The following is a 19,979-nucleotide window of genomic DNA, read 5'->3' on the forward strand; positions in this document are numbered from 1 at the left end:
ATCGTGGAACGTCAGGCCTTCAACCCGTATCTTCCGGCAGGGGAGTACATCCCCGATGCCGAGCCGTACGTGTTTGGTGATCGCGTGTACATCTACGGTTCGCATGACCGTTTCGGCGCTCCGATGTTCTGCGTCAACGACTATGTCTGCTGGTCCGCGCCAGTGGATGATCTGTCTGACTGGCGTTATGAGGGTGTGATCTACCGCAAGCGTCAGGATCCCAAGAACAGTTTCGGTCTGCGGCTCCTGTTCGCCCCGGATGTGACAGTTGGCCCTGACGGCCGCTACTACCTGTACTATGCCTTTGATTTCTGGGGGCTGATGGGCGTGGCGGTGGCCGATTCGCCCGCCGGCCCGTACGAGTTCTATGGGCATGTGCATTACACGGACGGCACGATTTGGGGGCGACGCAAAGGCGATTCCTTCCCCTTCGACCCGGGCGTGTTCGTGGATGATGACGGCCGTGTCTATCTGTACTCTGGTTTTTACACTCCCGTGCCCGCCGCGGTCACCGGTTTCCGTTCGCTGGGCTTCGACGGTGGTTATGTGCTCGAACTGGAATCTGACATGGTGACCATTCGCACGCCTGAACAACTGTTGTTCCCTAAAACCGGGCCCGGTTCGTTCGCGGGACATGAGTTCTTCGAAGCCTCTTCGATGCGCAAGTGGGATGGCAAATACTACTTCGTATACTCGTCCCGGCTCAATCATGAGCTGTGCTATGCCGTTTCCGATTCTCCGACTGACGGATTCCGCTATGGCGGCACGCTGGTGAGCATAGGCGATGTCGGTTTGCCTGGACATGACGACGAATCCAGCGCCTCGAACTACACCGGCAACACGCACGGTGGCATGCTGCGCATCGGCAATGATTTCTACACGTTTTATCATCGCCAGACCAATCGCAGCTCCTACGCCCGTCAGGCCTGTGCCGAACGGCTTGACGCCACGTTTGATGCTGCGACCGGTGAATGGCGGTTCGCTCAAGCCGAAGTCACGAGTTGTGGCTTGAATGGCGGGCCGTTGCGGGGAAGCGGCAAGTATGAGGCCCGCATCGCCTGCAACCTGTGGAGCAAGGACGGTGCCGGCCGGTACGACGGCTCGCATCCGGCCAGACGACTGGCCGCGCATCCCTATTTCACACAGGACGAACGTGACGCCAAGGCCGAAGCCGGTCCGGTTGCCGCCCGTCAGTACATCGCTAACATGCGTGACGGTGCGGTGGCTGGATTCAAATACTTTGATTGCGGTAATTCTTGGCCTCTGAACGGCATTTCGGCGACTGCTCGCGCGCATCGCGGCGGGGGAGGGGCCAAGGGAGCGTTCGTGGTTTCCTTGGATCCGGCTGGTTCGGTTATCGTCTCCACGGTGCCGATTACCGTCAACAGGGCCGATGGCTGGCAGACGTTCCGGGCGGAAGCGTCATTGCCTCCTGCGGACGGGGCGAACGGCATCGAAACCACGGCGGGGAGTGCGCAAAACAAACCAGTTGAAATCCACATGCATTCCTGTCCGCTGTATTTGCGGTACACCGGCTCCGGTTCCATCGATTTTCTTGAGTTCGAATTCGTTCATGATCAGGTCAAGGAGGTGAACAATGACAACAGCCAATGAAGATGCACAGGAAGATGCACAGTCTACGGTGGCGGTAGGTGGACGCGGGCCTGTCGGCGCCATACGGCGCGGTTGGGCTCGATTCGATGCCGAACATCATGGCATCGCCGAATTCATCATGTTCTTCATCGTGTGCAATGCGGTCACGGTACTGCAACTGGTATTGATGCCGGTGTTCAAATGGCTGTTCGGTCTGACCCCGTTGGTCGCTACGAGTTTCCAAGTGCTTCCAGTCGGTCATAATTTCGACGGCAGCGCATACTACGTGTTCGACTATGCCGCCGGAGCCATCGGCACCACCGATGCGGCCGGCATCGCGGGCGGCGGCGGATTGGCCTACTTTCTGGCCGTGGAACTGACGATGGCCATCGCGCAGGTGATCAACTTCATCACCCAGCGCAAAGTGACCTTCAAATCCACCGGCAGCGTATGGAAGGCCGCAGCTTGGTATGTGCTCGCCTACGTGATCATCACCATCGGCGCGGCCGCCCTGCAAGGCCTGTACAAAGCCCCGCTCTACAGATGGTGCATCAACGTGATGGGTGGAGGAGCCGGTGCCACCGCCGCCGACCTCATCACCATGATCATCAACTGCACCCTCTCGTTCTGGGTCTTCTACCCAATCATGAAACTCATTTTCAAGCAGCAATGAATCGAGCTCTATTGCTCGGTGACACCGTATTTCACACAAGTAAAGGAGATATGCAATGAAGCAGAAGAAACTCAGAATGCGCGGAGGAATATTCCGTGCCATCGTCATCCCGATCATGTCGGTGTTCGTGATTTTTGCGGTTGCACTGACCGTTGTCACCAACTATTTCACCCCGTCACTGGACGCATTCCTCGGTAAGGGAGCGAAAGCATATTCCAATCCCAAGGGAACTTCGGGATGGGACGCTTCTTATTACGACTTTGATGCTTCTAATTCCGAAGAAGCGTTGAAGAACAGTGCGGTCATTGCCGAACAGATTGCTGATGAAGGTGAAGTGTTGTTGAAGAACGATGGCACGTTGCCACTCAAATCAACCACAGCGGTTACGCCTATGGGCTATCGTTATCTCAATCCGGTGATGAGCGGTTCCGGATCGGGCAGCACCAATACATCTTCCGATTACGTTTACAGTGCGGAAAAAGGCATCACGGAAGCCTTCAACAACGTGAACACCAAATTTGTGGACGCGATGAAAAAGGCCGTCACCATCGAAGTAGCACCGAAGGCGTCCAGCGGTGAAGGCGGGAAGACGGCTTTTCTTGGCAGTGGGCTGAACATTACCGAATACGATGTTGCTGATTTGAAATCGGTGGCGTCAACTTGCAAGGATACGGTCGGCATCGTATTCATCGGACGTGTTTCCGGCGAGGGCGGCGACCTGTATTCGTTGGAGTATGAGGATGGAACCCCACATGAACTTGCATTGACGCAAGCGGAGCGTAACATGCTCGACTACGCGAAAACAAACTGCAAACACGTGGTTGTCGTATTGAATTCGACAAACACTATGCAGGTTCCTGAATTGCAGGATGACAATCAGATTAACGCGATTCTGCAAATTGCCACTCCTGGTGCACTCGGTTTCAAATCGCTTGGCAAAATCCTCAATGGTACGGTCAACCCGTCAGGACGTACGGTTGATACGTTCGTTGCCGATCTGACCACCGGTCCAACATATGCCAATTTCGATAATGGCACAGGCATGTCGGATTATGAAAACACCAGCTATACCAGAAACATTTGGCTGGCTCAGTATCTTGGCGGTGCGGAATTTAAAGCACCCTTCCGTGAGTACGAAGAAGGTGTGTATATGGGGTATCGCTGGTATGAAACCGCTTCTGATGTAGGATATTTCACATCCTCAAACCTGCCAGCGGGAGAAGCTGACTCTTACTATAACCGCGATAACGGTGTGGTATATCCGTTCGGTTATGGTTTGTCGTACACCACCTTCAAACAGGAAATTGTCAAATATGATGATTCCGGTAATGACATCACGGTTGACGTTTCGGTGACGAATACCGGTGATGTGGCCGGTAAGGAGGTTGTGCAGCTTTACTATAAAGCACCCTATACGCAGTTCGATGTTGACAATTCCATCGAAAAGCCGACGGCTAACCTTATTGCCTTTGGCAAGACCGAAGAATTACAGCCTGGCGCGTCTGAAACCGTCACCCTGACCTTTGATAAAGAGGATATGGCGTCTTACTGCTATACGCATGCCAATGGTAATGGCACCACCGGCTCCTATGTGTTGGAAAAGGGTGACTATGCCATTACTCTGCGCGCCGACAGTCATGATGTCCTCGATGAGCGTACAACCAATATCGCTGAAACAGTCTGGTACAACGGCAAGGACGGCAATATTCGCGAATCCGAGAAGACCGCGCAGTCGCAACTCAAAGATGATGGCACGACGACAGATACGCCGGCTCGGACTGAAGAGAATCCTAATGCAACATATGTTGCCGCGTCGAATCAGTTTGAACATGCCAACCAGTACATGACCGATAGTTCGGTTGGTCACGATGTCACCATCCTTACCCGCGCCGATTGGAACAATACGCAGCCTTCCGCACCCACCGACGAAACGCGGCAAGCCAGTGACACTGTCAAGAAGTGGCTGGATTACGGGTATGCCACTAGCGAGAATTTCGGCAATGGTGAATGGGACGAAGATAATGATCCGACCATCGGCAACGACAAAGACAGCAAAGTCTACGTCGCTGAGAAAGATGCGCCCGCATCTGGCAAAGACAACGGCTTAACCATGTCAAACATGCGAGGATTAAGCTATTACGACAAGCGGTGGGACAATCTCCTTGATCAGCTTGACTATAACGACGATCAGATTAACCTTGCGCTGTTCGCCAACGGTTATGCATCTGGTGAACTTGATTCCGTGGGCAAGCCGGCCACGTCCGAACATGATGGCCCTCAGGGGTTAGCGCTGAACGACAACTCCGGCAACAGTTGGGTGAATGCCTGCTCATTCCCATCGGAGACGACTATGGCGCAAACCTTCAATGTCAAGCTCGCCTATGCAATGGGCTCCGCAGTCGGAGAGGAAAACTACTTCATAAATGGTGGTGGTTGGTACGCACCTGCGGTGAACATGCATTGGTCCGCGTTCTCGGGTCGCAATTACGAATACTATTCCGAGGATCCGTTGGTTTCCGGTAAGATGGCCGCGCAGGTTATCTCTGGTGCTGGCGATAAAGGTACGTATTGTGCACTCAAGCATTTCGCCATGATCGAGCAAGAAGAATGGCGCTCTTGGATTCCATCTTCATGGGCTACAGAACAGACTGTACGCGAGATTTACTTGAAGCCGTTTGAGATCGCGGTTAAGGAAGCGAAGAAAACCATCAAGTATATTTCCGATGACAAGGGCACCGTATCCACGAAGACCATGCGGGCTGCTGATTGTATGATGACCAGCGGTTGGTCGGGCATCGGTGGTTTGTGGACTGCATATGACTACAACCTGATGACGAATGTGCTGCGCAACGAGTGGGGCTTCCAAGGATTTGTCATCACTGATTACGATCAAGGCAACGGCCCGCACGACAATGTTGCGGTGAACCGTATGGTGCGTGCCGGCGTTGATCAGCATATGATTGACAAGACGCTGAGCCCGGGCAAATACACGTCAACCGGCACAGCTACAGGCAAGGCTGCACTTCGTCGTGCGGTGAAAAATACGCTATACACTATGGCCAACTCCGCACAGACCAATAATCTCGTTCCCGGTGGAAAGATGTATTACCGAACTTCACCGTGGCGTCTTGGAGTATATGCTGTGGATGCGATTGTTGCAGCTGGTGTAGTACTAGGAGTCATTATGACTCTGCGCCGAGCCAAGGACGAGAAACTTCACCCTGAAAATTATAAGAGCAAAAGAAGCGGAAAGTGAGGTTAATCCACTACTTAGAACAAATCGGTTTTTCAACAAGGAGCATAGGTTGACAGTCGATATGCCTCTGCATTTGGCCTGATAACCTGCTTGATGCTCTATCCTTCTCCTCTTCCTCCGGTTGCGGCCGGGATGGGTGTTTCCTCCGGGCACCTGTCCCGGCCGCTTCACGCTGTGGACCATATTGAAACGGTCTGCCGCAGGAGGACTTTTCGCTGCTGCGGTTTGCGGGGTATTAGAAGTATTATGGATTGGCGCGAATATGCTGTTCTATATCCCCGCATCATGAGCAATTGACCACAGTGTGTAATATGCCGCCGTATTCGACACTGTGTAGAACATAGAGAAAACGAAAGCCCTCATGCACGCCATCGAATTCAATCACGATTGGTCTTACCGCCATCTCGACGTCTCGGATGAAGCGTTTGTTCCGGTGACGCTTCCGCATGACGCGATGATCAGCGAGGCGCGCACCCCGCTTGCGGTCAGTGGGGTGAACTCCGGATGGTTCGAGGGCCGGGACTATGAGTACGTGCGTCGGTTCACCCCCGGCCCTGAGCTTGCCGGCCGGACGATGATTCTCGAATTCGAAGGCGTGTATCACAATGCCGAAGTCTGGATCAACGGCGAACAGGCCATATTCCGCCCGTATGGGTACACGAACTTCACAGTGGACGTGACCGACCGATTCATCGTTGGCCGAGAGAACGAGATCCGGGTCATCGCGCGCAACGCCGATCAGCCCAACTCCCGCTGGTACTCCGGTGCCGGCATCTATCGTCCGGTGACGCTATGGGTCGCCCCACACGATCACATTCAGCTCGACGGCGTATCCGTACGCACCGTTTCCATCGGCTCAGACTCACCGAATGGCACCGAGCCGGCACAAGTCGAATTCACTGTAGAAACCACCGCCCCCGGCGCAGTTTCCATCGCTATTGAGCAACTCCCAACGGTAAGCGCCGGCACGTTCGACGTGACCGGAGATGACTATTCCAATACTTCCGGCGATACCATCCAGTCGCCCCCTCAAACGGTTGCTGACGGCGAGCACAAAGCCACCATCACCCTCAATATCCCGAACGCCCGCCTGTGGTCGCCGGACGAGCCGAACCTGTACGCCGCGCACATTGCTTACGTTTCCGCCACTGATCCAACCATCACCGACGCAACAGACGTCACGTTCGGCATCCGCGAACTTGCCTGGGGACGTGACGGTCTTACCATCAACGGCAAGCGCGTCATCGTCCAAGGTGCCTGCATCCATCACGACAACGGCATACTCGGCGCCTGCGCCTATGCGGATGCCGAAGAACGCAAAATCGCCTTGCTGAAAGCCAACGGTTACAACGCCATCCGTTCCGCCCATAATCCCTGCTCCAAGGCCCTGCTTGACGCGGCCGACCGGCTCGGCATGCTCGTCATGGACGAATACATCGACCACTGGTACATCCATAAAACCCAACACGACTACGTGGATTACTTCGACCAGTGGTGGAAGGCCGACCTGACGGATATGGTCGTCAAGGACCGCAACCATCCGAGTGTCATCATGTACTCCACCGGCAACGAGGTGGGGGAGACCGCCCAAAAGCGCGGAATTGCGCTCGCCGGCGACATGACCGACTTTCTGCACCGCCTCGACCCGACCCGTCCGGTGACCTGCGGCATCAACATCTTCTTTAATTTCCTCACGTCCATCGGCATCGGTCAGTTTTCGGACAACAAAGCCGCCAAAGAGGCCGCAGTCGCGCAAAAGCGTCGCGCCGCCGGGAAAATGGTGCACAAGCGCAACGTTGTCGGCAGTGAGTTCTTCAATGCCATGACCAGCAAACTCGGTGCCGGTTTCATGAAAACCATGGCCACCCTGCCCATGTGCGATTGGGTTACGCGCGATGCCTTCGCACGGATGGACATTGCGGGCTACAATTACGGCATCAAACGGTACGCCCATGATTTGAAGAAGTACCCGGACCGGCTCATCCTCGGTTCTGAGACCTTCTGCAACGACGCCTACCGGTTCCGTGAATTCGTCAAAAACAATCCGCGTCTTATCGGCGACTTTGTATGGTCCGGAATCGATTATCTTGGTGAAGCCGGCGTAGGCGCTTGGGAGTATGAGGATTACGCCAGTCTGAACATTGAATTCGGCTGGCTGACCGCAGGGTCCGGACGCCTCGATTTGACTGGCAAACCGCTCGGTGAGGCGCTGTATACCCGTGTGGCGTTGGAAGCCGAGCCTGGTCCGTACATTGCCGTCAGCCCGGTCAATCATACCGATCGCAAGCATTCGCCCAGTTCGTGGAAAATGACCGGTGCCCGCGATTCGTGGAGCTGGAACGGCTGCGAGGGAGCCAAAGCCAATGTTGAAGTGTACGCGCGCGCCGCATCGGTGGCATTGCTGATCAACGGCAAGGAAGTGGATCGCAAGGAACTGAACGATACCTGCCTCGCGCTATTCGCAGTCGTTTGGCGGCCGGGCATAATCGAAGCGGTCTCCTACGATGCTTCCGGCCATGAAATCGGGCGTACGTCACTGACCAGTGCGTCCGAGCATACTATGCTGGCCGCCGAAGTCGAGTGGTCGGGTGCCGGCAGATCGTGCGGTAACGGTCATGCTGGGCCAATCGCCGCCAACGAACCGGTAACCGTCGCTCCCGGGCATCTTGCTTTTGTACGTGTACGGTACACCGATGAGCACGGCATTACCAAACCCCTTGAACGAGGCACGTTGCGCGCGTCGGTCAACGGCGGCATCCTGCTTGGTTTCGGTTGTGCGGCCCCCTATAATACCGGCAGTTTCGTGACCGGCGTGACGGACACTTACTATGGTGAAGCGCTCGCTGTAGTACAGGCTCCTGAAACCGCCGCCCCTGGTGATGTTGTCGGCCTCACGGTGAGCGACGGCGGTCGTACCGCATCACTTGCCATTCCGGTTGGCTGATGGGCTGATTGGCCGGCAGACTCCGTAGCCTTTCGAGCATGCAGCACATACGAATGGACCCCGACCATCGTGGTCAGGGTCCATTCGTTGTCGTCTCTGTTAATGCTCGCTATGAGCGAAGGGTCACTCGGTGACAGCCTTCTTCAGCAGGGAGCCGGCGGAAATGCGCACGCCGTAGGAAGCCGGGATGTTGATGGTCTCGCCGGTGCGCGGGTTGCGGCCGGTGCGAGCAGCGCGCTTGACACGCTCGGCGGAGAAGAGACCGGTGAGCTTCAGGCCTTCGCCGGACTTCAGAGCCTCGACGAACACATCCTGGAAGGCGTTGACAGCAGCCTCAGCCTGGGCCTTGGTCAGGTTAGACTTCTGGGCGATCTTCGAGACGAGATCAGACTTGTTGTATGCCATAAAGCATCCTTCTTGGGTCAGGGGACAAGCACTGCCGCTTGTCCGCGTCATCACATGATGATAGCGCATGAATCTGCCGAAACCCGCGATTTATAAGGGTTTTCACAACTTTTTACCCGTTTTGTACGTCGAAATAGGCGTTGAACGAGTTCTGAAAGGGGGTAAACCGGAATGAACTGGTTCCTAAGCGTCCGTTCAGACGAGATTATGGTTGTCCAGCCACTTCATCGCAGCGGCTCCCAGAGGGATCCTCAACCAATAGAACACCACACGATGCAGCAACGTGGCGGAAAGCGCAACACCTTGGGGAACGCCGAATGCCACGAACGCGAATGTCAACGCAGCCTCCACGCCGCCCAAACCGCCGGGTGTGGGCACGGCCGAACCCAGTGCATAGGCGAGCATGAACACGAAAGTGACCTCGATCGGATTCGCGGCCTGTCCGAAAGCCAATAGCGCCGCCCAGAACGCCAGACCGGTGGTGATGTTCTGGAACAGGGCACCGAGGCAGCTCACCGTCAACTCCTGCGGGTGTGACAGCACATCGAGCAGCTGATTGACATAGTTCTTCGCCAAGGGCATCAGGCGGCGAGTCACCCAGTGACGTGCGGGCGGAATCATCATCGTCACCGAAAGCACCACGACCACGATGCCCAGCACAATCACCAACGTGTTCGTCGGAATGGATCCGGTGAAGGTATTGCGACCGGTGAACAGGCCGATGATGACCAGCATCGTGAAATACACGGCGTAATACACCACCAGTGCGGCGCTCATGATAGCCGTGGCCTGAGTGTTACGGTAGCCGGATTTGCGCAGGAACTGAAGGTTGACGAACGATGGTCCCACGCCGGCTGGCATGGACACGGTGGCGAATCCGCCGGCGACCTGGCTCATGAACACGCCTACGGTATCGCGTCGGTTGCGGTTCATCAACGCACCCAGCGAAATGGACGAACCGATCCAACCGCATACGCCAAGCGCCATGACCACCAATGCCATGATCGGGTTCGCGTTCCTGATCGCGGCGATGATCTCTTCGGGATTGAGCTGCGTGAACACCACCACTACGGCCACGATGATCAGCAGCATGGTCAACATCGATCGCCAGGAGAAGCGGGCGAGCGTGACCGGTTCGGTGTTCTCCGCAAGTTCCTCGTCCGTCATCGCGTTGATACGGGTACGCAAGTCGGCGAGCAGCTGCTTGTCCCATGTGCCTAACGCGCGCGTGGCGGAAGGCACGGCGACCTTCTGGATAAACGGCACCAGCGTGGTCAACGTGGTCTGTCCCCAAGCCTCATGCGCCGCCTCGATGGTGTCGTCCACGCCGATCAATGCGGCGAACAGGGCCAGCAGTTGCACTTTGTCAAGCGCCATGTTCGCGGGGGCTGAAGCATTGTCGCCGTTATGCCAGCCGGCGATCACCCGGGTGCCGTCGTCGAGTCTGGCCAACGTGTTCGGTGTGATGCGTCGATGCGTATATCCTCGTCGATTGGCCACGGACAGGTAACGCATATACGCCACGGCATCGGCCTTGGTCAGCGTACGCAAATTCGCCGGCAAACCTATGGTGTGCGCATCAAGCACCAGAATGGCCGATTCATCGGTGTCGGCCATGCCGTACGGGCTGGGAGCGGGCAGTTTGATGGCATTGAGGCCCAGCAGCATCGCGAAATGATGCTGCACGGATTCACGTACCGAACGATCTCGCCTGATGGATACGCTGGTGAACCGCACCCAGTCCCATAATTGCTTCAGATAGCCCACGGAATGGGATTGTGCGTCCAGTACGGAGACGATGAAACGACGTCCTCCCGCGGTCTCCAAGTCGTAGATGCGTGAGCCTTCAGCCAGATCGTCGTCAAGGGTGGCCGCCAGTGAGCCATGCCCGGCAAGGGGCGCGTCTTGATGGCGAATCAGCGAAACCGGATCCAAGCCGATGCCCTTGAGCGCGTTGATCAACTCGTTGCCCCATACGCCGGTGTTCTGTGTGCCGATGAGGAATCGGATCAGCATGCCTACCGTGCGTCCGGCGGCCATCGATACCAGCATGCCGGTGACCGAATGCCAGGAAAGCACCACCATCACCGCAGCGGTGGCATAGAGTATGTTCCAACTCCATTTCACCGAGGAGCGGATGCGTCGGGGGCCGGCGGCGGTCAGAAACGCGGCCATACCCGCGTAGATATCCGGTAGCAATGTGGAGCCGAATGTGGTGGCGGCTGAAACCAGCGCCATCGATAACGTGGCGTCATGGAGGCCGCTGATCAATACGGAAATCGCCCATACCGCGCCATATCCGGCGAACATGGACAGTGCCGAGACCGCAGCTTCCAGCCATGCGCGTGTGAGCAACAACTGTCCGAGCACAATAACCACGATGACGATGGTGGCCAGCTGAGTGAGCACGGTGGACGGGAAATCCGCCAGCCAGTTGATGGCCTGCGCGGCGGTGTGCGCATCGTCTTCCACGCCGCGCGTCATGCCGCCCAGGTATACGGCGAATACCATAACCACCGCGGCCATCAGCAGTGAGAGTGCAGCGCGGGTCAAATCAGCAAAATCATGTGTCCGCCGTGGGGGCACGTCTTCGATAAACGGGCCGTCCGACGCCGTCCGCTCGGTGTTCGATGACGGTGTCGCTGCGTTCATGTGTCGTTCCGCTGGGGACTGATGTTCACTGGCCATGGATCGGTGTCGCACCTGCCTTATACCGGATTGGATGATGGGAAGGCAACCTGGACCGAAAAGTCCGGGACGTGAGAGTTATAGGAAGCTGAAAGCAGAACAGGCACAAGCCCTGCGGAGTGCCGCGTGGACTCGTGCCTGTCAGCCGGTTTCGTCAAACGGGTCAGCGGTCGAACTCAACGAGCTTGGAAGCCACACCCGTGTATGTAGCAGGCGTCAAAGCCTTGAGACGCGCCGCGGTTTCAGGGTCGAAGGACTGCTGGTCGATGAACGCCTCGACCTGTTCCTTGTTGATCTCGTGACCGCGCATGAGCTCCTTGACCTTCTCGTACGGCTTGTCCATGCCGGGCAGGCCCCTGAGCTCACAGGCGCGCATGGCGGTCTGGATCGGCTCGCCAAGCACCTCCCAGTTCTCATCCAGCTCGCGGGAGATCACATGATCGTTCGGGTGAATGGACTTCAGGCCACCCATCAGGTTGTACAGGGCCAGCTGGGAGTAGCCGAGCGCGGAACCGATGTTGCGCTGGGTGGTGGAGTCGGTCAGATCGCGCTGCCAACGGGATTCCACAAGGGTGGCGGACAACGTGTCGAGCAGCGAGCAGGAGATCTCGAAGTTCGCTTCGGCGTTTTCGAAGCGAATCGGGTTCACCTTGTGCGGCATGGTGGAGGAACCGGTGGCACCCTTGACCGGCACCTGGGCGAACACGCCACGGGAGATGTACATCCAGACATCCACGCACAGGTTGTGCATGATGCGGTTGGCATGGGAGACGGTGGAGTAGAGCTCGGCCTGCCAGTCGTGGGATTCGATCTGGGTGGTCAGCGGGTTCCAGGTCAGTCCCATGCGGTTGGTCACGAACTCGCGGGAGACGGCGATCCAATCCACATCCGGGCAGGCGGCCAAATGAGCGCCGAACGTGCCGGTGGCACCGTTGATCTTGCCTAGATACTCCTGGTTTTCGATGTGCTTCAACTGACGGTTCAGACGGTAGACATAGACGGCCAGCTCCTTGCCGAGCGTGGTGGGGGTTGCCGGCTGACCATGGGTCAGGGAGAGCAGTGCCTTATCCTTGTATTCCTCGGCCTTTTCGGCCAAGTGGTCGATGATCTCCTTGAACGCCGGGGTCCAGACGTTCTCCATCGCGTTCTTCACACAACGGGCGATGGACAGGTTGTTGATGTCTTCGGAGGTGCAGGCGAAATGCACCAAGGTCTTCAAGGCGTCGTTGATGTTGGTCAGCTCGGCCGGAGCCTTGTCGATCTGATCGTCGATGTAATACTCCACAGCCTTCACATCATGGTGGGTGACGGCTTCGTGGGCGGCGTGGGCGGCGATGCCTTCGGCGCCGAAATCCTCGGGGATGGCGCGCAGGAAGGACTTCTCTTCCTCGGTGAACGGCTTGACGCCGTCCACGACCGGCTGGTTGCCGTTGCCTTCGAATCCGTTGGCCAGAAGAATCATCCACTCGACCTCGACGCGCATGCGTTCGCGGTTCAGAGCAGGCTCGCTCAGGTATTCCACAAGCGGGGCGGTGGCGTTATGATAACGGCCGTCAAGCGGGGTCAGTGCGATTGCGGGGGAAATGTCGGTAAGCTTCATAATCTCCTAGGGTACTTCCAGCCGTGAACCGGTGGTGTCGTACCCTGGCGGACGGGAATAAGACCGTCGAGCAGCGGTGGCTGTACGCTTGAGTGATTATGGACAATGCGCGAATACTGGTCATTGAGGATGATGCGGATATCAACGAGGTGGTCTGCACACGGCTCGCGAAGGCGGGTTGCTCCTGCACTCCCGCATATTCCGGTTCAGAGGCGCGGTTGCTGTTGGACCGGGGTGCCGGCTCCTGCGGTATTCGGGATGCTGCAGGATCTGACGAATTTTGCGCATACGACTGCATCGTCACTGATCTCATGCTTCCAGGTCTCAGTGGAGAGCGGTTGATAGCCGAGCTCCGTGAACGCGGCGCGGGCGTGCCTATTATCGTGATTTCCGCGCGGGACACCGTGGCCGATCGCGTGACGTTGCTGAAGCTCGGTGCCGACGATTATCTCGTCAAGCCGTTCGATCTGGACGAGCTCGTCGTGCGTGTCGAAGCCCAATTGCGCGGCCGAGGATATGGCCGTTGTGCTGAGACGCCCGTGGCTCCGGCGGAAGGCGGCGTCGGCGATTCCCGGTCTGTGCCGCAGAAAGGGCAATCATCTCGGCAGAGCGGGGAAGCGCATAACATTGCGGTCGTGGACGGTGCGCAAGGCCATGCTGTCACTGCCGGACGATGGACTCTTGACCCGTTCTCCCATGTGTTCACCGTCGATGCGCAGCCGGTGGCGCTCACCAACACTGAATTCAGCATTATCGAACTGCTGATGACCCATCCCAATGCGGTTTTCACCAAACAGCAGGTATACGAGTTGTGTTGGAACGAGCCGTATATGGTGGACGACAACACCGTCACCGCGCATGTGAGCAAGATTCGAGCCAAATTGAAGCCTTCTGGCACCGAAACGTACATCAAAACCGTTTGGGGGCTCGGTTTCAAGCTTGATGTGTGAGCGCCGCGTGAGAATCCTTCGTATGTACGCGCAAATCGGCACATGGGCGCGAACATACAAAGGATTCATGTGGCCAAATCCTTTGTATGTACGCGCGGCCGTCGTAAATCGCGCGCACATACAAACGGCTTCACGACAATGCCTGATGGTGCGTCATACTTTCGCAAGGATTTCGTAAGACTTGCGCGAGCACTGCGTGAGCGTTGCGCAAGAACCATTCCGTACGGTAAGTCCCATCAACGCATGATGGACAGGAAAGGAACGCACGATGGATGCGATTCGCATACGCTCGCTTGCCAAGCAGTACGTCGGCAAAAGAGTGGTCGACAAGCTTGACATGACCGTACCGCAAGGGGCGATTTACGGATTCGTCGGCAAAAACGGTGCCGGCAAGTCGACGGTCATGAAGATGATCGCAGGGCTTGCGACGCCGAGCGACGGCGAAATCACGTTGTTCGGCAATATGGCCACCGCAACAGCCGACAGGTCTGGTGGAGTGCAGCGTGTCGGAGCGCTTATCGAAAATCCTGGTCTGTTGCCGCATATGAGCGCATTCGACACGATGATGGCGCAGGCGCTTGCCTTCGGAGTCGCCGATCCGAAACCCGTTTGCCATGCCCTGCTCGACCAGGTTGGTCTGGGCAATACCGGTCGGAAAAAGACCAAAGGATTCTCACTTGGCATGAAACAGCGTCTCGGTATTGCACTCGCCCTCGTCGGCAGCCCCGACCTGCTCCTGCTCGACGAGCCATTCAACGGCCTCGACCCGGAAGGGGCGCGGGGCATGCGCAATTATCTGGTACGACTCAACCAGCAGCGTGGCATCACCATTATCGTCAGCTCGCATGTCCTCGACCAGCTGGAACGTATGTGCACTCATTACGGCGTCATCGCGAACGGCCACATGGTGCGCGAGATGACCGCCGAACAGGTGCAGGCCGACTGCGGAGACAGCCTCACCGTACGTACCGCCGACACCGCCGCCGCACTCGCGATTCTTGAGGAGCGGCTGGCAGACGACTGCGCCAATCCAGTGCGTTTCACTGCCGAACCCGACGGCTCGATCACTATCTCCGGCGGCTTCGACGCGGCCGAAGTCTCGCGCGTTCTGCATGACGCCAACCAGACCGTCCTCGAACTGTCCGCGAAATCGCGTGACATGGAGGACTATTTCGTCGCCCTCATGGACGACGCCCGTATGGAAGGGGACCGATGATGTTCAACCTGCTGCATTCCGACCTGTACCGCCTCATCCACGGCCGCAAATTCTGGGTCGTCACCGTGTTGTCGGTGCTGCTGACCGCCGGCCTGCTCGTCACGCTGGTGCTGCTTGGCGGTGCCGCCGGGGCTACGCAGACCGATGCCGACGGCGTCACGGTTACGGCCAACGCCGCCGGTCTGACGGCGTCCGGACTCGTGATGGACTCACATACCGCGATGTTGTCCAGCTCGGGACTGGGCGGCGGTTCCATGCTGGCCATGTTCGTCGCCGTGCTCGCCGTACTGGCCGTGATGGACGACTGGGACGCCGGCTTCGCCAAGAACCTGCTCGCCGGACGGCGCGGCAGGTCGGGCTATGTCGCCGGGCGACTGGTGCTGGCGGTGTTGCTGACCGTATGGAACATGGTCGTGGCGATCGCCTCGCTGGAGTTGGCGTGCCTTGCGCTCGGCGTTCGGTTCCGCCACGCGGAACGTGTCGGCGTCTATCTGGGATTCTGCGGGCTCAAGATACTTGGCGTGGTCACGTTCGTGCTGATCGTCGTCGCGCTGACGATGATTGTGCGCAGCAAGGCGTTCGGAGTCGCCGCCGCGGTGCTGGTTGGCGCGGGTATCCTGGGATCGCTGGCGAACATCGTCCTGTCGTCGGCCGCCATGTATCTGCCGTGGATGGCGCGACTGACGCCGTGGCTGCCGTCGAACAACGTGAAGCTGTACACCGATGGCACCGGACTGTTCGCCACGACGGCCGGCGGCGCATCGCTCGGCATGCCGGTCTGGGCGCATGCGCTGATCTGCTTCGCCGGCTGGATCATCCTGTCTGTCGGCACGACGCTCCTTGTCAACCGCCGTCGTGACGTGTGCTGACAATCGGTGACATGGTGATGATGGGACTGCTGGCCGGGCTGGTCGCGGGGATCGCGATCGGCTCGGCCGTGTATGGGCGCGAGATACGGCGGATGGCGCGCTTCCTGCGCGAACGTCCGGCAGAGAGCAATGCACGGTTGAGCGTGGAACTGCCTGACGGGTCGAGCCGTGAACTTGCCCGGGCGATCAACGCGCAACTGGATACGATCCAGACCGAACGGATCACTGCGATGGTCAAGGCGCAGGAATTCCAGCGTGACCTGTCGTCGCTTGCGCATGATGTGCGTACGCCGCTTATGGGAGCGCAGGGGCATATTCAATTGGCGATGGAAGATGCCCGTAGCCAGGCAACAAGGAATCCGGGAACCGAGATGCAACCCCATCCGGCGTCCGATCGCGAGCGCCACTTGGAGGTGGCGTTGCAGCGGTTGGATGACGTGCGAGATCTGCTTGACCAATTGTTCTCCTATGCGCGCGCCGCTGATCCTGATCAGATACTTGATATTGAGCCGGTTGCCGTCCAGCCGTTGATCGCCGAGGTGCTCGTGGGGCATTATCCCGAATTCGAGGAGCGTGGGTGGGAGCCGATACTCGAATTTGACGATGAGCGATTCATGCTGGAAGCTGATCGGACCGCGCTGCGTCGCATTATCGACAATCTCGTCACCAATGCGTTAAGACATGGCGCCGGGGCGCCGGTCATCACGCAACGCGGCGACGCGATTGCATTCTCCAACCCCATTGCCGCTCAAGCCGCCGCCGGCATCGATACTGCTCGGCTGTTCGACCGTTTCTATCAGGCGGATGACGCCCGCGGCTCCAAAGGGTCAGGCCTAGGGCTCGCGGTAGCCCAATCCTTGGCCGGGGCCATGCACCTTCATCTGTCCGCCACGGTGGAGCGCGCCACAAACGCCGATGCTGCGGATGCCTTGCTGTCCATTGCGATCACGCCGACTAACTCATGATTCAGGTGATTCAGGTGATTCAGGTGTTGAGCGGCTGATGGGTGCGTTGCCGCGATACGCCGATATCGACGACCTGTTTTTTGACAACGACCTATCTGCACCGGAACGCGGCGACTAGTCGGCGAACGATTGGATCTCGGAGGAGAGGGAGTCCGGGGCCAGTATGGCGGTACTGGTCATGCGACCCTCGAAATAGCGGGTTTCCTTCAATTCACCGCGAATGGTGTCTTGGAAATGCTGCTCATGGCGTTCGACCGCCGGAGACCCGATATCAAGGGCATTGTGGTAGGCGGCCTGATGGTATTTGAGCCAATGGCTGATCTCCTTGCCGTCGGTGGCGTCGCCAGCGACCGGAGCGGCATCATAAGGTGTAAGCCCGTAAATGCGTGTAGCACCTGGAGTACATGCGCCATCCTCATCCACGGTGCTTTCCGTCGGAGCCGGGGCGGGTGACACATGCCCGCTGACGGTCAGCCAATTGTCGGTGGACGGATTGGCGGCACCGTCCAGCGCGGCTACGAACTCATCATCGATTTCCACGCTGGTGACCCACGTGCTGCTCGGAATCGGATGATTCGCCACGGGAGAGCCGGCGGTGACCACATGCTCTATGGTGTAGTCATCCGCCCAATCTGAAGCGATGGTCGCCGCCACGATTCCGCCTTGCGAATGGCCTACCATCGCTACAGGCTCATCGGCGCCGATGCCTGCCTGTTGCATGGCCTCGACGACCATCCGTGCGCTATCCGCTCTGCGTCGACGTTCCTGATCGGAGCTCATGAGCTCCACATTCTGTTCCCAACCGAATGGAGAGTCCGGCTGCCCGTCCGTGCCGGGAATGGTGACCAGCCAGGCATTCGTGCCGTCGCCGCGTTCATATCGTTGAATGGCTATGGTGCCATATTCCAGTCCGCTGCCCAGATCGACCTTGCCGAGGCGCTCTTCCGCCAATCGCCGCAGATTCTCCATCGATTCGCTGACCGTTCCACTGGCACGCACCACATCGACGTCGGTGGTGACCTCGCGTACGGTGAGATGATTGCCTTGCATGATGTCCTTGACCGGTCCGGATACGCTGGCGATTTTGCCGGCACCCTTATTGACCTCATCGGTATGGGCCACGCCTTTGCCTATCGGCACGCCTCCTACCAGAGCGCCGATGCCGCTGATGGCCCCCTCCTGCAGCGGGGAAGTGAACGTGGACATCCACGACGGATCGGGCTTGCCATCAATGCCCCAGCCTGCCAGCAAACCACCTGTGGCCACCGCGCCGAGCCCGATGAGACCGTGCACCGGAGCGGCCTGTATGCCGGCTTGCAACAATTCGGTGAACGCGCGCCGGTTGGCCAACTCCGTTTCGGAATACAGGCTGTGCGCACGAATCAGCAGATTGGCGGTGGCGTAGAGATCGTCGCACAGTTGCTGGCACGCCGTCGCATGCATGTGGCAACGCTCTCCTAGCGTCGCATAGTCGAGGGTTTCATGCCCCGGAATGGTCATGGATGGATTCCCGCTGATGAGCGTGGCGCACATGGGCGCACTGTTGCGATGTGACTGGAGCTGCAACGCCACCGATCCCCAAGCGCTCGATAGCGCCGCAAAGCCGTCTGCCTCATCGTCCAAAGCCTTGGCCAAAGCCGTGTATTCAGCGACCTGAGCCGGAGCATAGCCCACGCCGCCGTACACCGACGACTCCACTTGCCACCAATCGTTCTGCTCGTTCATGATCGGCTACCTTTGAGCGATGGCGACGGTAGCCGCCATATCCTGATCCAGCAGCAGTATCGACTGTGCGACACGGTCCATCCGGGTTCGAAACAGATCGGCGGCTTTGCCGGTCCAAGCGATGGCTTTCGCGCGGGACGCCACGACGGTAGCGTGATCCGACTGCGCCAGCGTGGATCGCTGATGGACGGCGATGAGATTGCGGCTGCGCTCCACGGCGTCATGACATGGGCATTGGTCATACCCGAACGGTGTGAACGAATTGCCGGCGAGACCGGCGAACGGATCGATGGGCGACGGTGTGGTGGCGGCATATGAGTTGCGATACATGGTCATGGCACCAGATAACGGCCTCGGCATGAGCGTTGTCCACCCGAACCGGGGTATGTGGTTCCAGCTTGCCGTTTTCCGCCTCAGTTATGCACAAATGATGTGGATGGTGCAAACAGAAAAAGTCCAAGAGGTGGAATATGGCAACGATGTCACAAAGGGTATCGGCGGAACCGGCAGATTGGCCTCATCGATACCCTCGTATGTCATACATCTATATGACATGCATCGTGATGCACAAGATGGTGCGCTACCAGGGCTTGGTCGCACCCGTGCCCTTATGCTCGGTGGCTTGTTGTCCGGAGGACTCGGAGGAAGTGGCATCGGACTGGGGGTCGGTGGATTGCTGGTTGGCCTTGAGCAACTCTTCGACCTGTTTCTTCTGCGCCTCGGTGAGCGAACCGCCCTTCTTGCTCTGGGAGGTAGCGGAGTCCGTCTGCTGTTGCGCCTGAGCGTTGTCGGTGTCTGCGCCGTTGCCCTGCACTTCGGCACGTTTGAGCGTGATTTTCGTCAGCTGTGAGGATATATCGGCATTCGCGTCAATGGCGTCGCGAATTGAAGGCAGCAGCAACGAGCGCATACGTCCGGCTTCGGCGAACTGGGCATCGGTCTGCTGTTGCTGCGCATGCAACGTGGTGATATCCGTGGAATCGTCCTGTGCAGCCTTGATGTTGGCGTTTAACGACTTGGTGGCCTGATTGAACGACCTGGAGGCCGAGAGATTCACTGCAGCCACACCGGCCACGACGACCAGCAGCACGGCGA

At 58.1% G+C, this 19,979-nt stretch carries 14 protein-coding genes; 8 read left to right on the top strand and 6 right to left on the bottom strand.

Annotated features, from left to right (window positions below):
- The first annotated feature begins 3 nt into the window (after positions 1 to 3).
- From G1C97_RS02025 to G1C97_RS02040, 4 genes are all read left to right on the top strand, one after another.
- Positions 4 to 1,614: a family 43 glycosylhydrolase gene (locus tag G1C97_RS02025; protein ID WP_169240257.1), complete on the top strand. Its 1,611-nt coding sequence runs from the start codon at positions 4 to 6 to the stop codon at positions 1,612 to 1,614.
- Positions 1,598 to 2,266, top strand: a complete 669-nt coding sequence (locus G1C97_RS02030) for a hypothetical protein (RefSeq protein ID WP_240950954.1) — start codon at positions 1,598 to 1,600, stop codon at positions 2,264 to 2,266. The genes G1C97_RS02025 and G1C97_RS02030 overlap by 17 nt, the downstream gene beginning before the upstream one ends.
- A 55-nt stretch (positions 2,267 to 2,321) precedes the next feature.
- Entirely contained in the window at positions 2,322 to 5,522 is a 3,201-nt protein-coding gene (locus tag G1C97_RS02035; protein ID WP_169240258.1) for a beta-glucosidase, read from the top strand.
- 361 nt (positions 5,523 to 5,883) lie between these two features.
- On the top strand, positions 5,884 to 8,466 hold the full coding sequence (locus tag G1C97_RS02040; RefSeq protein WP_169240259.1) for a glycoside hydrolase family 2 TIM barrel-domain containing protein: 2,583 nt from the start codon (positions 5,884 to 5,886) through the stop codon (positions 8,464 to 8,466).
- Positions 8,467 to 8,589: 123 nt separating this feature from the next.
- Here G1C97_RS02040 and G1C97_RS02045 read toward each other — a convergent pair whose 3' ends face one another.
- The 3 genes from G1C97_RS02045 to purB form a co-directional block, all read right to left on the bottom strand.
- Positions 8,590 to 8,871 (bottom strand): HU family DNA-binding protein, encoded by a 282-nt coding sequence (locus tag G1C97_RS02045; RefSeq protein WP_094667237.1) that lies wholly within the window; start codon positions 8,869 to 8,871, stop codon positions 8,590 to 8,592.
- 195 nt (positions 8,872 to 9,066) lie between these two features.
- The gene (locus G1C97_RS02050) at positions 9,067 to 11,523 is read right to left on the bottom strand and encodes a lysylphosphatidylglycerol synthase transmembrane domain-containing protein (protein WP_240950955.1); all 2,457 of its coding nucleotides are present in this window, start codon (positions 11,521 to 11,523) and stop codon (positions 9,067 to 9,069) included.
- Positions 11,524 to 11,722: 199 nt separating this feature from the next.
- A complete protein-coding gene (gene purB / locus G1C97_RS02055; RefSeq protein WP_169240261.1) occupies positions 11,723 to 13,159 on the bottom strand; it encodes an adenylosuccinate lyase in 1,437 nt (478 codons plus the stop codon).
- 98 nt (positions 13,160 to 13,257) lie between these two features.
- Here purB and G1C97_RS02060 point away from each other — a divergent pair, with 98 nt between their 5' ends.
- The 4 genes from G1C97_RS02060 (at position 13,258) to G1C97_RS02075 (ending at position 17,159) form a co-directional block, all read left to right on the top strand.
- Positions 13,258 to 14,109, top strand: a complete 852-nt coding sequence (locus tag G1C97_RS02060) for a response regulator transcription factor (protein ID WP_205832465.1) — start codon at positions 13,258 to 13,260, stop codon at positions 14,107 to 14,109.
- A gap of 268 nt (positions 14,110 to 14,377) precedes the next feature.
- Positions 14,378 to 15,325, top strand: a complete 948-nt coding sequence (locus G1C97_RS02065) for an ATP-binding cassette domain-containing protein (RefSeq protein ID WP_100496115.1) — start codon at positions 14,378 to 14,380, stop codon at positions 15,323 to 15,325.
- Complete coding sequence (locus tag G1C97_RS02070) at positions 15,322 to 16,194, top strand: hypothetical protein (protein ID WP_169240262.1); 873 nt, start codon at positions 15,322 to 15,324, stop codon at positions 16,192 to 16,194. Before G1C97_RS02065 ends, G1C97_RS02070 begins: the two co-directional genes overlap by 4 nt.
- Positions 16,188 to 17,159, top strand: coding sequence for a sensor histidine kinase (locus tag G1C97_RS02075; protein ID WP_205832466.1), 972 nt, complete (start codon positions 16,188 to 16,190; stop codon positions 17,157 to 17,159). Before G1C97_RS02070 ends, G1C97_RS02075 begins: the two co-directional genes overlap by 7 nt.
- Before the next feature lie 114 nt (positions 17,160 to 17,273).
- Here the strand turns inward: G1C97_RS02075 and G1C97_RS02080 are convergent, their stop codons facing one another.
- The 3 genes from G1C97_RS02080 to G1C97_RS02090 all read right to left on the bottom strand — a co-directional run bounded on the left by G1C97_RS02080 (position 17,274) and on the right by G1C97_RS02090 (position 19,971).
- Positions 17,274 to 18,884, bottom strand: coding sequence for a PGAP1-like alpha/beta domain-containing protein (locus G1C97_RS02080; RefSeq protein WP_169240263.1), 1,611 nt, complete (start codon positions 18,882 to 18,884; stop codon positions 17,274 to 17,276).
- 6 nt (positions 18,885 to 18,890) lie between these two features.
- Positions 18,891 to 19,244: a hypothetical protein gene (locus G1C97_RS02085; protein WP_169240264.1), complete on the bottom strand. Its 354-nt coding sequence runs from the start codon at positions 19,242 to 19,244 to the stop codon at positions 18,891 to 18,893.
- Between the two features lie 220 nt (positions 19,245 to 19,464).
- The gene (locus G1C97_RS02090) at positions 19,465 to 19,971 is read right to left on the bottom strand and encodes a DUF6466 family protein (protein ID WP_169240328.1); all 507 of its coding nucleotides are present in this window, start codon (positions 19,969 to 19,971) and stop codon (positions 19,465 to 19,467) included.
- Positions 19,972 to 19,979: the final 8 nt, after the last annotated feature.

Source organism: Bifidobacterium olomucense (genome assembly GCF_012932375.1).
GTDB lineage: Bacteria > Actinomycetota > Actinomycetes > Actinomycetales > Bifidobacteriaceae > Bifidobacterium > Bifidobacterium olomucense.

Coding starts and splice junctions, on each gene's coding strand:
- G1C97_RS02030 (WP_240950954.1), top strand. CDS start 1,598: ATGACAACAGCCAATGAAGATGCACAGGAAGATGCACAGTCTACGGTG.
- G1C97_RS02035 (WP_169240258.1), top strand. CDS start 2,322: ATGAAGCAGAAGAAACTCAGAATGCGCGGAGGAATATTCCGTGCCATC.
- G1C97_RS02040 (WP_169240259.1), top strand. CDS start 5,884: ATGCACGCCATCGAATTCAATCACGATTGGTCTTACCGCCATCTCGAC.
- G1C97_RS02045 (WP_094667237.1), bottom strand. CDS start 8,871: ATGGCATACAACAAGTCTGATCTCGTCTCGAAGATCGCCCAGAAGTCT.
- G1C97_RS02050 (WP_240950955.1), bottom strand. CDS start 11,523: ATGAACGCAGCGACACCGTCATCGAACACCGAGCGGACGGCGTCGGAC.
- purB (WP_169240261.1), bottom strand. CDS start 13,159: ATGAAGCTTACCGACATTTCCCCCGCAATCGCACTGACCCCGCTTGAC.
- G1C97_RS02060 (WP_205832465.1), top strand. CDS start 13,258: ATGGACAATGCGCGAATACTGGTCATTGAGGATGATGCGGATATCAAC.
- G1C97_RS02065 (WP_100496115.1), top strand. CDS start 14,378: ATGGATGCGATTCGCATACGCTCGCTTGCCAAGCAGTACGTCGGCAAA.
- G1C97_RS02070 (WP_169240262.1), top strand. CDS start 15,322: ATGATGTTCAACCTGCTGCATTCCGACCTGTACCGCCTCATCCACGGC.
- G1C97_RS02080 (WP_169240263.1), bottom strand. CDS start 18,884: ATGAACGAGCAGAACGATTGGTGGCAAGTGGAGTCGTCGGTGTACGGC.
- G1C97_RS02085 (WP_169240264.1), bottom strand. CDS start 19,244: ATGCCGAGGCCGTTATCTGGTGCCATGACCATGTATCGCAACTCATAT.